Here is a 15,164-nt window from a genome sequence, read left to right on the forward strand (position 1 = left end):
TTCTGCTACTATTCTTTTTTAGTCCGTTTAATTTGAAAAAGTAAAAAACATTTAGTATAGTCTAAAAAGAATAGGGGTGTAAATATGTTTAAATTTAACGATGGTGAAGAAAACTTAAAATGTTCTTTTTGTGGTAAAGAACAGGATCAAGTTAAAAAACTTGTTGCTGGTAGTGGCGTATATATTTGTAATGAATGTATAGAATTGTGTTCTGAAATTGTAGAGGAAGAATTAAAGTCACAAGAACCAGAACAGTTTACTGATGTTCCTACACCTAAAGAAATTATGGAACAATTAAATGATTATGTTATTGGTCAAGAAAATGCGAAAAAATCATTAGCTGTAGCTGTTTATAATCATTATAAACGTGTACAACAACCTTCTGAAAGTGAAGATGGTGTTGAATTACAGAAAAGTAATATTGCATTAATCGGACCTACTGGTAGTGGTAAAACATTGCTTGCACAAACGTTAGCTAAATCATTAAATGTACCATTTGCAATTGCAGATGCAACAAGTTTAACTGAAGCAGGTTACGTTGGTGAAGACGTTGAAAATATATTATTAAGATTAATCCAAGCAGCAGATTTCGATGTTGAAAGTGCTGAAAAAGGTATCATTTACGTGGATGAAATTGATAAAATTGCACGTAAATCAGAGAATACGTCAATTACACGTGACGTATCTGGTGAAGGTGTACAACAAGCATTGCTTAAAATATTAGAAGGTACGACAGCAAGTGTACCGCCTCAAGGTGGAAGAAAGCATCCAAACCAAGAGTTTATTCAAATAGATACAACAAATATTCTGTTTATCCTTGGTGGTGCCTTTGATGGTATTGATGAAGTTATTAAACGTAGACTTGGTGAAAAAGTTATCGGCTTTAGTAGTTCAGGTGATGAAATTAGTGACGAAGAATCATTATTATCACAAATTAGACCTGAAGATTTACAGGCTTATGGTTTAATTCCTGAATTTATTGGTAGAATTCCAATTGTAGCTAACCTTGAAACATTAGATGTTGATGCATTGAAAAATATTTTAACGCAACCTAAGAATGCGTTAGTTAAACAATATACTAAGATGCTTGAATTAGATGATGTTGAACTACAATTTGATGAACAAGCACTTACGGCTATTAGTGAATTAGCAATAGAACGTAAAACAGGTGCACGTGGACTTCGTTCAATTATTGAAGAAGCTTTAATCGATATTATGTTTGATATTCCATCTAGCTCTGATGTAAGTAAAGTAGTTATTACTGAAGATACAATTAGAGATCATAAATTACCAAACTTATATGATAGTGAAGGTAATTTAATCAATGATGAAAAAACATCAGCATAATCACATATGATTATAAAGGCTGAGACATGTTATTAACTGTCTCAGCCTTCTTTAATGTTTAAAAGTGATTTGATAGACCTATCGTTACTGTGTTTAAAATATAAGTAAGATAAGATATAATAAAAGAAACAAACTTGTAGGAGAAAACGATGAAAATTAATCCGAATAATGTAGATATTATAATCAGTGCAGTAGATCCAAAACAATATCCTGAGACTGGTTTGCCAGAAATAGCACTTAGCGGACGTTCAAATGTTGGGAAATCAACATTTATCAATACGTTAATTTCAAGAAAAAAAGTGGCAAGAACGTCATCGAAACCAGGTAAGACACAAACATTAAACTTCTTTAATATCGATGAGCAACTTATCTTTGTAGATGTGCCAGGTTATGGATATGCTAAAGTTAGTAAAAAACAAAGAGAACAGTTTGGTAAGATGATTGAACAGTACTTAACAACTAGAGAAGCATTAAGATGTGTAATTCAATTAGTTGATATTAGACATAAACCGACTCAAGATGATGTGTTGATGTATAACTATCTGAAACATTTTGAAATACCAACTATTGTCATTGCGACTAAAGAGGATAAAATTCCTAAAGGTAAAGTACAAAAGCATTTGAAAATCATTAGACAAACATTAGAATTAGATCCTGAAGATAAATTGATTAGTTACTCATCTTTAAATAAAGATAAGACAGACAATATTTGGGCATTATTGTCACAATTTATTTAAACAAATTACTCACATTTCTAGATTAGAAATGTTATAATTTAGACATTGGACATAAATTAATGGGGGCGTTAGAAGTGCATGTTGTTGTAGTAAGCGTAAACTATAAGACTGCAGATGTTGCAATGCGTGAAAAACTAGCTTTTAATGATCAAGAAATTGAGAATGCGCTTGTAACACTAAACAATCAAAAATCTATATTAGAATGTGTAATCTTATCGACTTGTAATAGAACTGAAGTATATGCTGTTGTAGATCAAATCCACACTGGTAAATATTATATTCAGTCATTTTTAGCAGATTGGTTTGATCAATCTTTAGATACAATTAAACAATATACAAATGTTTTAACTGAGAATGATGCAGTGGAACATTTATTTAGAGTGACTTCTGGACTAGACTCAATGGTTCTAGGAGAGACTCAAATTCTAGGTCAAATGAAAGACGCATTTCAAATTGCTCAAACAGAGGTTACAACTGGAACAATGTTTAACCGTCTATTTAAACAAGCAATTACTTTAGCAAAGCGTGCGCATCATGAGACAGATATTGCGTCAAATGCTGTTTCAGTATCTTATGCAGCTGTCGAATTATCTAAAAAAGTTTTAGGTAAATTAGATAATAAGAAAGCATTAATCATTGGTGCAGGGGAAATGGCTGAGTTAGCAGTTGCGAATTTAAATGGTAGTGGCGTTAAAGACATCACTGTTTTAAACCGTACAGTAGCAAAAGCGGAATCTCTTGCGATGCAGTATAAAGGTGTAGCGAAAAGCATCAATGAATTACAATGTTCATTAATGGAAGCTGATATTGTGATCAGTTCTACTAGTGCTGAACATTATGTATTAACTAAAGATATGATGCGTGATGTAGAGCGTTTTAGAAGGAATAAACCGTTAGTATTAATTGATATTGCGGTACCTAGAGATATAGACCCAGGTGTAAATGATTTAGATTCAATGTTTAATTATGACGTGGATGATTTAAACGGACTTGTTGATGCTAATTTAGCTGAACGTGAACAAGCAGCACGTGAAATTGAATTATTAATTGCTAAAGAAATTGATAAACACGATGAATGGGTGAATATGTTAGGTGTTGTGCCAATTATTACGGCATTAAGAGACAAAGCATCACATATACAACAAGATACAATGATGAGTGTTGAAAGAAAGCTTCCTGATATGACTGACAGAGAGCGTAAAGTTATTTCTAAACACATGAAGAGTATCGTCAATCAACTATTAAAAGATCCGATTACACAAGCAAAAGAATTATCAACGGACAAAAAATCAAAAGAAAAATTAGAATTATTCCAAGAAATCTTCAATATCTCAAGTGAAGTTGAGCGAATAAATGAAACTAAGAAAGAATTAAAGCAAGATCAATTGTCTGCTAAAACAGTTGAATCTTAATACAAAATAATGGTGATGCTATGCAAGATGTAATTTCTGTACGTTTGCATGAAATAGTATTAATTATTTACATGATTTGTTTAGGGTGCTATTTTTATGACTTTATTCAAAAGAATTCTAAAGTTAGAAAGTTTGGGTATTATGCGCTAGGGATTGTTTGGATTTTTCAAACAATCTTTTTGTGCATGTATATTGTTACAACGAAACAATTCCCTGTACTAACAATTTTTGAAGGATTTTATTTTTATACATGGATGATTATCACTGTTTCATTAGTTTTAAATTATTTTAAATCCACAGATTTAACAGTCTTTATTATCAATTTGATTGGATTTGTATTTTTAGTTATTCATACATTTAGACCAGAACAGTATGACACAGAAAATACTGCTGCAAATATAATGAATGAATTACTTTTAATACATATTTCTTTAGCTATTTTAAGCTATGTTCTTTTTGCATTGAGTACATCACATGCAATTTTGTATTTGTTACAAAGAAAAAATTTAAAAGAGAAAAAATTTAATCAAAAGTTCTTTAGAATGGGCAGTATTGACCAATTAGAACAAAATGTATTCAGATTTACATTAGTAGGATTTTTAGTCTTATTAATTAGTTTAATACTTGGCATTCAATGGGGACTTATTATAATTGGTAGTGAAATATGGATTGATAGTAAAGTAGTCGGTTCCTTAATTGTCTTACTACTTTATGGTATTTATTTGTTTTTAAGAGTAAGAAAATCAATCAACACAAAAACGTTAGTTATAGCAAATATTATGATGTTTCTCGTGTGTATGATAAATTATTTGGTGGTCTCAAAATTTTCAGGATTTCATCAATGGTTTAACTAAACAATGGTGGAGGAAATTATGCGTAAAATTATTGTAGGTTCTAGAAAAAGTAAATTAGCTATGACGCAGAGTCAGCAATTTATAGATAAATTAAAAGAAAAACACCCAGATTTAGATATTGAAATTAAAGAAATCGTTACGAAAGGTGACAAGATTGTTGATGTTCAATTATCTAAAGTCGGTGGTAAAGGATTATTCGTTAAGGAAATACAACAAGCATTATTCAATCATGAAATTGACTTTGCAATTCATTCCTTAAAAGATGTTCCAAGTGAATTGCCTGATGAATTAACATTAGGATGTATTCCAGAACGTGAAAATCCATTTGATGCATATATCGCAAATAACCATGTCAAACTTGCAGATTTGAAACCAGGTAGTATCGTTGGTACAAGTTCATTAAGACGTGGTGCACAATTATTAGCAAAATATCCTCATTTAAAAATTAAGTGGATTCGTGGAAATATTGATACACGCTTAAATAAATTAGAAACTGAAGACTTCGATGCGATTATACTTGCTGCAGCTGGATTAAAACGTATGGGCTGGAGTGATGATATCGTTACTGAATATTTACAAGAAGATACGATGGTACCTGCTATAGGGCAAGGTGCACTAGGTATCGAATGTAGAAGTGATGATCAAGAATTATTAGATATTCTTAAATCAGTTCATGATGAGAATGTAGAAACATGTGTAACATGTGAAAGAACTTTCTTAAATGAAATGGATGGTAGTTGTAAAGTGCCAATAGCTGGTTACGCAACACTTGAAAATGATGAAATTTCATTTACAGGTTTAATCATGTCTCCAGATGGTAAAGAAAGATATGAATCAACAATAAAAGGAACTGACCCTGTTGAAATAGGTAAACAAGTTTCTGAAGAATTAAAAGCACAAGGTGCATATGAAATCATTAAGAAATTGAACGAAGAAGCATAATAAGGAGTCGTTAACATGAAGCCAATCATTGTGGTTACAAGTACAAGAACTGTTCAACGTGAAGATGTCGAAATTCGTCATTATCCGTTCATTGATATTGTTCCTATCAAATTTGAACAATCTTGTTTAAAACCGCACTATGATTGGCTTATTTTTACGTCTGTAAATGCGATCAAAATATTTGAACCATATTTAAATCAAATAGAAGTCGATCGTATTGCTGTTATCGGTACAAAAACTAAAAAAATAGCAGATCAGTACAATATCCCAGTAGATTTAATGCCAGATTCATTTACTCAAGAAGGTTTATTACATGAATTTAAAGATCAGTTCACAAACCAATCTATATTAATCCCGTGTAGTAAACAAGCTAGGGATAAACTGGCGAAAGAACTTATGAAATGGGATAATCAAGTACAAGTACTGCATCTATATGAACCTGTTACAAATATAGAAAATGTTAGAAAAGTACATGAACTGATACAACAGCAAGAAGTAACGCATGTTACTTTTTCAAGTTCATCGGCTGTATCAAGTTATTTTGATAACTATCATCGAATTCCAGACTCAGTCGAAGTTTATGCAATTGGTGCGATAACAGAGCGAAAGTTAAATACATATCATCAACCTTCTAAAGTAGCAGAAGAATACACATTAGAAGGCATGATAAATACAATTTTGAAAGAGGTAAAATCATGAAATTTGATAGACATAGAAGACTTAGATCATCTCAAGTTATGAGAAATATGGTGAAAGAAACGTATGTTCATAAATCAGATTTAATATATCCGATTTTTGTAATTGAAGAAGATAATATTAAAAACGAAATATCTTCAATGCCAGGTATTTATCAATTAAGTTTAAACTTATTAGAACAAGAGCTTAAAGAAGCTTATGATTTAGGCATTAGAGGTGTTATGTTCTTTGGTATACCTAATGAGAAAGATGCTTGTGGAACAGGTGCTTTTATTGATGATGGTATTATACAAAAAGCAACACGATTATCTAAAAGTAAATTTCCAGATATGTTAGTTGTAGCGGATACGTGTTTATGTGAATATACAGATCACGGACATTGCGGTGTGATAAACGAAGAAACAAAAGATGTAGATAACGACCAATCATTAGAATTACTTGTGAAAACAGCTGTATCACAAGCTAAAGCTGGTGCAGATATTATTGCGCCAAGTAATATGATGGACGGATTTGTTGCTGAAATTAGAGAAGGCTTAGATCAAGCAGGATTTATAAATATTCCTATTATGAGTTATGGTATTAAATACGCATCTAGCTTCTATGGCCCATTTAGAGAAGCAGCAGAAGGAGCACCTTCATTTGGTGATCGTAAGACTTATCAAATGGATCCAAGTAATCGATTAGAAGCATTCAGAGAATTAGAAAGTGATATTAAAGAAGGTTGCGACATGATGATTGTTAAACCAGCACTAAGCTATTTAGATATCATTAGAGATGTTCGTAATCGCTCAGACTTACCAATTGTTGCATATAATGTAAGTGGAGAATACAGTATGACAAAAGCAGCTGCATTAAACGGCTGGATTGATGAAGAAAAAATCGTGATGGAACAAATGACGTCAATGAAACGTGCTGGCGCTGACATGATTATTACTTATTTTGCTAAAGATATTTGTAAATACTTAGACGGAGGAGACTACTAATATGAGATATGAACGTTCAATAAATGCCTATGATGAAGCTGTAAATTTAATGCCAGGTGGCGTAAATAGTCCAGTACGTGCTTTTAAATCAGTAGATACACCACCGATTTTTATGGACCACGGACAAGGATCTAAAATTTATGATGTAGATGGTAATGAATATATTGATTATGTGTTAAGTTGGGGACCATTAATTCTAGGTCATACACATGAAAAAGTAAAAGCTGCATTACATGAAGCAGTTGATAAAGGAACTTCATTCGGTGCATCAACTGAACTTGAAAATAAAATGGCTAAACTTGTTATTGAACGTGTGCCATCTATTGAAATGGTAAGAATGGTTTCTTCAGGTACAGAAGCGACATTAGCCGCATTACGTCTTGCTAGAGGATATACTGGCAGAAATAAAATATTGAAATTTGAAGGCTGCTATCACGGACATAGTGATTCATTATTAATTAAAGCAGGTTCTGGCGTCGCGACTTTAGGTTTACCAGATTCTCCTGGTGTACCAGAAGGCACAGCAAAAAACACTGTAACTGTACCATATAACGATATAGAAGCAGTAAAAGTTGCATTTGAACACTTTGGTGAAGATATTGCAGGCGTTATTGTTGAACCAGTTGCTGGTAACATGGGCGTTGTCCCACCTGTTGAAGGATTCTTAGAAGGTTTACGTGATATTACGAAAGAATACGGTTCATTACTTATTTTCGATGAAGTCATGACTGGATTTAGAGTTGGCTATAACTGTGCACAAGGTTACTTTGGTGTGACACCAGATTTAACATGTTTAGGTAAAGTTATTGGTGGTGGACTACCAGTTGGCGCATTCGGTGGTAAGAGAGAAATTATGGAAGAAATAGCACCAGTCGGTAATGTATATCAAGCTGGTACACTTTCAGGTAACCCATTAGCAATGACAAGTGGTTACGCAACACTAAGTGAATTAACTGAAGAAAGCTATCAATACTTTAACGAACTTGGAGATTTACTTGAAAAAGGTCTTAAAGAAGTATTTGCGAAACACGCTGTACCGATTACGGTTAATCGAGCAGGTTCAATGATAGGTTATTTCTTAAATGAAGGACCTGTAACTAACTTTGAAGAAGCAAATTCTTCAGATTTAGAACTATTCAGCAAAATGTATAGAGAAATGGCTCAAGAAGGCGTATTTTTACCACCTTCACAATTTGAAGGTACATTCCTATCTACTGCTCATACTAAAGAAGATATTGAAAAAACAATTCAAGCTTTTGATACAGCATTAGAAAGAATTACAAACGAATAAAACTTACCTCAAAATATAGAAACATAAATGATATAATCTTTTTGAGGTGTTAATCATGAATAGAAATAAATGGAACATTGTATTTGTATGCTTGTTAGCCATTATACTCGGTTTTGTGTTACAAAGTATTCACATGATATTACCGTGGATGTTTGGACCTATATTTGCGAGTTTAATAATGATTAAAGTATTAAAACGCACGATTAAATGGCCAGTATGGTTAGGTAATATCGGTTTACTTATATTAGGGATACAAATGGGCTCAACATTTACGCCTACTGTCCTTCATGATATTAAAGATGAATGGCTACAAATTATATTCATGTCAGTATTTATTTTAATACTAGCGTTAATTGTGTCTATAGCATTTAGAAAAATTGCAAATGTTACATTCGAAACAGCATTATTAAGTGCAATTCCAGGTGCTTTAAGTCAGATGGTTATAATGGCAGAAGAAAATAAAAAAGCAGATTTATTAATCGTTACATTGACTCAAACATCTCGAATCATGTTTGTCGTCATATTAGTTCCAATTATTTCATCTATTTATGGTAATGATGGTACGGCGTCAGGACAAATTGAAAAAGCGCCATCTATATTTACAGCGCTAGATATCTCAGGACTATTTGTGATACTAATAAGTATCCTCGCTTTATTTTATATATTCTATAAAATTAAAGTACCTGTACCTCAGTTACTAGCACCGATATTTGTTTTATTAGTATGGAATTTATATACTGGACAAATCTTTTCATTGGATTATCCGATCATTGTCGTTGCACAAGTATTATTTGGCATAAGAATAGGTGTTCAAATATCTGATTTAATTAATAATTTAACGAAAAAAACGATATTTGCTATCGCATTTCAAAATGTATCACTGATTATTGGTGCATTTGTACTAGTTTTTGTATTTGAGATATTTATAGACGACAATATAAATGACTTATTCTTAAGTGCAGCACCTGGTGGTATGGCTCAAATTATCGTTGTAGCATTAGAAACTGGTGGAGATGTCGCGATGATATCAAGTTATCATATATTTAGGATATTCTTTATTCTACTGATCGTTGCACCGTTAATTAAAATATTCTTAACAGTTAGATCTAGAAAATATGGAAATTAAATTGAATCAATATTGACTTATATGGATTCTGCTTATATTATTAAAGTAATCGAATATTTATCAAGGAAGAGTAAATCATTGATTAATGATAGAGAGTGCATGGTTGGTGTAAATGCATATTAATGATGATTGAAGGTAGCCTTAAATTGAACGTTAATTGAAACTAAGTAGGTTAATGCGTGTGCGAGCGATAATCGTTAGAGTGCAATATAAGTGATTATATTGAATTTAGGTGGTACCACGGTTTAACCCGTCCTATTTATTAGGACGGGTTTTTTATATTATAAAGGGAGTGATTTTAATGGAAATGGAACCTAAGTATAACCCTAAAAAGGTTGAAGAAGGCCGTTATCAATTTTGGTTAGATCATAATTATTTTAAGCCAAGTGAAAATAAAGACAAGGAAACATACACAATTGTTATTCCACCACCAAATGTAACAGGGAAGTTGCATTTAGGTCATGCATGGGATACAACTTTACAAGATATTTTAACAAGAATGAAAAGAATGCAAGGCTATGACACATTGTATTTACCTGGTATGGACCATGCAGGTATTGCGACTCAAGCTAAAGTTGAAGGTAAATTAAGAGAACAAGGTTTATCAAGACATGATTTAGGAAGAGAAAAATTCCTTGAGCATGCTTGGTCATGGAAAGAAGAATATGCTGACTTTATTAGAGCTCAATGGGCTAAATTAGGTTTAGGATTAGACTATAGTCGTGAACGCTTTACTTTAGATGAAGGTTTATCTCAAGCAGTTAAAAAAGTGTTTGTTGATATGTATAACAAAGGTCTTATCTATCGTGGTGAAAGAATTATTAACTGGGATCCACAAACTAAAACAGCTATTTCTGATATTGAAGTTATTCACGAAGATATTACAGGTCATTTCTATCATATTAAATATCCTTTTAAAGACGGAGAAGGCGCAATTGAAATTGCAACGACACGTCCTGAAACGATGTTAGGTGATACAGCAATCGTTGTTAACCCAAATGATGATCGTTACAAACATTTAATTGGTAAATCCGTTATCTTACCGATTATTGGCCGTGAATTACCGATTATTGGTGATGACTATGTTGATATTGAATTCGGTAGTGGTGCAATGAAAGTTACACCAGCTCATGACCCTAATGACTTCGAAATTGGTGAAAGACATCAACTTGAAAAAATTAATGTAATGAATGAAGACGGTACGATGAATGAGCTTGCAGGTAAATATAATGGCTTAGATCGTTTTGAATGCCGTAAACAATTAATCGAAGACTTAAAAGAAACTGGCGAATTAATCAAAATAGAAGAACATGTTCATTCTGTTGGACACTCAGAAAGAAGTGGCGCAGTAGTTGAACCTTATTTATCTACACAATGGTTTGTTAAAATGGAGCCATTAGCTAAACAAGCATTAGACAATCAAGATACAGATGGTCGTATTAATTTTGTACCAGAACGTTTTGAAGGCACATTCAATAGATGGATGGAAAACATTCGTGACTGGACAATTTCAAGACAATTATGGTGGGGTCATCAAATTCCAGCATGGTACCATAATGAAACAGGTGAAACATACGTTGGTGAAGAACCTCCAGCAGATATCGAGAATTGGACTCAAGATGAAGATGTTCTAGATACATGGTTTAGTTCTGCATTATGGCCATTCTCAACATTAGGTTGGCCAGATGAAAACAATGAAGATTTCAAACGTTACTATCCAACTAATACGTTAGTAACAGGTTATGATATTATTTTCTTCTGGGTATCAAGAATGATTTTCCAAGGATTAGAATTTACAGGTAAAAAGCCGTTCAATGACGTTTTACTACACGGTTTAGTAAGAGCTGAAGATGGCCGTAAAATGAGTAAATCACTTGGTAACGGTGTTGACCCAATGGATGTAATAGATGAATATGGTGCAGATAGTTTAAGATACTTCTTAGCTACTGGTTCATCTCCAGGTCATGACTTACGTTATTCTACTGAAAAAGTTGAAGCGGTATGGAACTTTATCAATAAAATTTGGAATGCGTCTCGTTTCAGCATTATGAATATCGGTGAAGATTTTAAATTTGAAGATATAGATTTATCTGGTGAAAAATCTGTTGCAGATGAATGGATCCTTACACGATTAAATGAAACGATTGCGAACGTTACGGATTTAAGTGATAAATATGAATTCGGTGAAGTTGGCCGTGTATTATATAACTTTATTTGGGATGAATTCTGTGATTGGTATATCGAAATGAGTAAAATACCAATGAATGGTGATGACGAAGCTAAAAAACAAATGACACGTTCAGTACTAGCTTATACGTTAGACCAAACAATGCGTATGCTTCATCCATTAATGCCATTCGTAACAGAACATATTTGGCAAGCATTACCACATGAAGGCGAAACAATTATTCAAGCTTCATGGCCAGAAGTAAGACCAGAATTATCAAATGAAAATAGTAAAGTATCTATGCAACTATTAGTTGAAATCATTAAATCTGTAAGACAAGCACGTCGTGAAGTGAACACGCCAATGTCTAAAGAAGTACCAATTCACATTGAAGCTAAAGACGAAAAAGTGAAAAAACAACTCTTAGACAATAAAGACTATTTAATGCGTTTCTGTAATCCAAGTGAGCTAGTGATTGATACGAAAGTTGATATTCCAGAAAAAGCAATGACTGAAGTTGTATTTGGTGCAACAGTTGTATTACCTTTAGAAGGTTTAATTGATATGGATAAAGAAATAGAAAGACTTGAACAAGAACTTCAAAAATGGCAAAAAGAATTAGATCGTGTTAATAAAAAATTAAGCAATGAAAAATTCGTTGCAAATGCACCTGAAAAGATTATTAACGAAGAAAAAGATAAAAAAGTTAATTATCAAGAAAAATATGATGGTGTATTAGCAAGAATTGAACAACTGAAAGGCTAGGAAATCTTATGAATTATTTAGATAGTTTACACTGGATACATGAACGCACGAAGTTCGGTATTAAACCAGGCGTTAAAAGAATGAAGTGGATGCTCGACAAATTAGGTAATCCTGAAGAAAAGATTCAAGCAGTTCACGTAGTCGGTACAAATGGTAAAGGTTCAACTGTCAGTTATTTAAGAGAAGCCCTAGTAGCTAATAACTATGAAATCGGTACTTTCACATCGCCATATATTGTCACTTTCAATGAAAGAATCAGTATTAATGGAACACCAATCACAGATGATGAATTGGTTGAGTTAGTTCAGATAGTTAAACCAATATCTGAACGACTTGAATCTGAAACTGATTTAGGTCCTGCTACTGAATTTGAAATCATTACATTAATGATGTTTGTATATTTTGGTACAGTACATCCTGTAGATTTTGTCATCATTGAAGCGGGATTAGGTGCTTTAAATGATTCAACGAATGTATTTCAACCAATAATGACGGTGTTAACAAGTATCGGTTTAGATCATACTAATATTTTAGGAGATACGTATATGGATATTGCAAGAGAAAAAGCTGGTGTCATTAAACCAAGTGTTCCTCTTGTATATGCGATTAAGCCTAAAGATGCGTTACATTTCGTTAGAGAAGTAGTTGAGAAAAATTACAATAAAGGTCTAGAACTAGATCGCGATTTTCATGTACTATCAGATGATACTGAATTTACGTATCGATATGGTAGTTATGAATTAGAAAACATTCAACTCAAAATGATAGGTCAACATCAGCATGAAAATGCTGCACTAGCGATCACAACACTTATTGAAATGTATCAAAGAGGTATGATTCAATTAAACTTTAATACAATGATTGATGCGATAGAACATACAACATGGTCAGGTCGAATTGAAAAAGTTCAAGAAGAACCACTTATTTTAATAGACGGTGCCCATAATAGAGAAAGTATTGATGCGTTAGTAGATACATTAAAACAATACTATTCTGACAAAAAAATCGATGTATTATTTGCAGCGATAGATGGTAAGCCAATAGGGAAAATGATGAATAGCATAGAAGAAATAGCCAATAGATTTTATGTAACAACATTTGATTTTCCAAAAGCATTACCAATAGATGCAGTATACGATTATTTAGAGCACCACCATATTGAAAAAGTTCAAGACTATCCTCAATTTATTGAACAATACGACGGAGAATTACTCGTTGTAACAGGAAGTTTATACTTTATTAGTGAAGTAAGAAAATTATTTAAAGATTAATATAAAATGCCGTCAAAGTCATTGACTTTGACGGCATTTTTTTATGGGCATGCACGAATAAAATCGAAGATTTTTATATAATATTCAATATTTTCTGATAATAGTGTATGATGGTACTTATAAATAGGGGGGATTAATTTGAAAGATTTAGTTGGAAAATTTATAAGGTTCAAGAATCCTCATACATATGCTATATTGCTTTTCATTATTGCTATGAGTTGTTTGCTGACATATGTCATACCTTCTGGGGAATTTGACAGGAAGTCTGTTGATGATCGGGAAGAGGTTGTTTCGGGTACATATCATTTAGTAGATAGTGAACCTTCTGGCTTTTTAGAAATATTTAGATCAATACCTGAAGGATTAATCAGTGGTGCTGATATTATCTTTTACATATTTTTAGTTGGTGGTGCTTTTGGCATTATTCATAAGACAGGTGCCATTACAAATGGTGTCAATGCCGCGATGAATAAGCTTGGTAAAAACGGTAAGTTAATGATTCCACTAACGATGTTCATTTTTTCATTGCTTGGTTTCTCTATAGGTTTAGCTGAAGAGACGATTATTTTTGTTCCAATCGGTATAGCGATTGCTAGAGCAGTCGGATATGATGCAATGACAGGTGCTGCAATGATTATCATGGGCGCTGCTGCTGGCTTTCTCGGCGGAATGCTCAACCCATTTACAGTTGGCGTTGCTCAACAGATTGCAGAAATTCCACTTTTTTCTGGATGGGAATTTAGAACAATTATTTATATTTGTGTATTAATTGTAGGTATTGCATACGTTATGTTTTACGCTCGAAAAGTTAAAAAGAATCCAAAGAAAAGTTTAGTATATGAGTTAGAACAACAAGAAAAAGATCAAATAGGACCGCAAGAAGAAATTGGTAGATTTACAAAGCGACAAATGTTTTGTTTAATTTTATTAATTAGTGCAATATGTTTTAACGTATTTGGTATTTTTACATTTGGTTGGTCATTTAATGAAATGAGTGCCAATTTCTTGCTAGTCGGATTATTGGCAGGTTTTATTGCTGGTCTAGGTTTTAATGGTACTTTCGATGCATTAATCGAGGGTATGCAGTCTATTTTATTTGGAGCATTAATTGTTGGCTTCGCTAAAGCAATCGTCGTTGTATTAGAAAATGGTAAAATTATCGACACAATCGTTTATTATTTAACAAATACAATTCAAGATTTACCAGCAAGTATTACGGTAGGGATGATGTTTATCATACAAATGATTTTGAATTTCTTCATCCCATCTGGTTCTGGTCAAGCGATGACGACTATGCCATTAATGGTGCCAATTTCTGATTTATTGAATATCAATAGACAAATGGCAGTACTTGCCTTCCAATATGGTGATGCAGTGAGTAATAGTATTTTCCCAACATCAGCTTCATTAATGGGAGGATTAGCTGTAGCAGGAATCTCATACACAACTTGGGTTAAATTTATTTGGAAGTTATTATTACTGTGGGTTGTTATCTGCTTAGTTGGTATTATTATTGCATTAGCCCTAGGTTATTAAATTTTAAAATTTTACAAAACTTGAAAAACACATGCTA

General features: G+C 32.6%; 12 protein-coding genes and 1 other annotated feature. All 12 genes read left to right on the plus strand.

Features of this window, described 5'->3' with window-relative positions; translation table 11 throughout:
- Window positions 1–84: 84 nt before the first annotated feature.
- The 12 genes from clpX (at window position 85) to LQ622_RS04450 (ending at window position 15,127) form a co-directional block, all read left to right on the plus strand.
- Entirely contained in the window at window positions 85–1,347 is a 1,263-nt protein-coding gene (clpX, locus tag LQ622_RS04395; RefSeq protein WP_025904290.1) for an ATP-dependent Clp protease ATP-binding subunit ClpX, read from the plus strand.
- A 149-nt stretch (window positions 1,348–1,496) separates the two neighbouring features.
- Window positions 1,497–2,084: a ribosome biogenesis GTP-binding protein YihA/YsxC gene (yihA, locus tag LQ622_RS04400; protein ID WP_025904289.1), complete on the plus strand. Its 588-nt coding sequence runs from the start codon at window positions 1,497–1,499 to the stop codon at window positions 2,082–2,084.
- A gap of 74 nt (window positions 2,085–2,158) precedes the next feature.
- Complete coding sequence (hemA, locus tag LQ622_RS04405) at window positions 2,159–3,496, plus strand: glutamyl-tRNA reductase (RefSeq protein ID WP_204189014.1); 1,338 nt, start codon at window positions 2,159–2,161, stop codon at window positions 3,494–3,496.
- A 20-nt stretch (window positions 3,497–3,516) separates the two neighbouring features.
- The gene (locus LQ622_RS04410; protein WP_037588464.1) at window positions 3,517–4,350 is read left to right on the plus strand and encodes a cytochrome C assembly family protein; all 834 of its coding nucleotides are present in this window, start codon (window positions 3,517–3,519) and stop codon (window positions 4,348–4,350) included.
- Between the two features lie 18 nt (window positions 4,351–4,368).
- Window positions 4,369–5,292: a hydroxymethylbilane synthase gene (gene hemC / locus LQ622_RS04415; protein ID WP_204189012.1), complete on the plus strand. Its 924-nt coding sequence runs from the start codon at window positions 4,369–4,371 to the stop codon at window positions 5,290–5,292.
- Window positions 5,293–5,307: 15 nt separating this feature from the next.
- Window positions 5,308–5,991 carry a uroporphyrinogen-III synthase gene (locus LQ622_RS04420; protein ID WP_191835664.1) on the plus strand — a complete coding sequence of 228 codons (684 nt, stop codon included), beginning with the start codon at window positions 5,308–5,310 and terminating at the stop codon, window positions 5,989–5,991.
- Window positions 5,988–6,971, plus strand: coding sequence for a porphobilinogen synthase (gene hemB, locus LQ622_RS04425; protein WP_025904284.1), 984 nt, complete (start codon window positions 5,988–5,990; stop codon window positions 6,969–6,971). The genes LQ622_RS04420 and hemB overlap by 4 nt, the downstream gene beginning before the upstream one ends.
- Window position 6,972: 1 nt before the next feature.
- Complete coding sequence (hemL, locus tag LQ622_RS04430) at window positions 6,973–8,262, plus strand: glutamate-1-semialdehyde 2,1-aminomutase (RefSeq protein ID WP_037588456.1); 1,290 nt, start codon at window positions 6,973–6,975, stop codon at window positions 8,260–8,262.
- Between the two features lie 55 nt (window positions 8,263–8,317).
- Window positions 8,318–9,388 carry an AbrB family transcriptional regulator gene (locus LQ622_RS04435; RefSeq protein ID WP_239774727.1) on the plus strand — a complete coding sequence of 357 codons (1,071 nt, stop codon included), beginning with the start codon at window positions 8,318–8,320 and terminating at the stop codon, window positions 9,386–9,388.
- A gap of 48 nt (window positions 9,389–9,436) precedes the next feature.
- Window positions 9,437–9,649 (plus strand) — a binding site (T-box leader).
- Between the two features lie 40 nt (window positions 9,650–9,689).
- Window positions 9,690–12,320 carry a valine--tRNA ligase gene (locus LQ622_RS04440; protein WP_204189008.1) on the plus strand — a complete coding sequence of 877 codons (2,631 nt, stop codon included), beginning with the start codon at window positions 9,690–9,692 and terminating at the stop codon, window positions 12,318–12,320.
- 8 nt (window positions 12,321–12,328) lie between these two features.
- Window positions 12,329–13,591 carry a bifunctional folylpolyglutamate synthase/dihydrofolate synthase gene (locus tag LQ622_RS04445; protein WP_126477556.1) on the plus strand — a complete coding sequence of 421 codons (1,263 nt, stop codon included), beginning with the start codon at window positions 12,329–12,331 and terminating at the stop codon, window positions 13,589–13,591.
- Between the two features lie 138 nt (window positions 13,592–13,729).
- Window positions 13,730–15,127 carry a YfcC family protein gene (locus tag LQ622_RS04450; protein ID WP_204189006.1) on the plus strand — a complete coding sequence of 466 codons (1,398 nt, stop codon included), beginning with the start codon at window positions 13,730–13,732 and terminating at the stop codon, window positions 15,125–15,127.
- Window positions 15,128–15,164: the final 37 nt, after the last annotated feature.

Origin of the sequence: Mammaliicoccus sp. N-M50 (genome assembly GCF_022386995.1) — a bacterium.
Lineage (GTDB): Bacteria > Bacillota > Bacilli > Staphylococcales > Staphylococcaceae > Mammaliicoccus > Mammaliicoccus sciuri_A.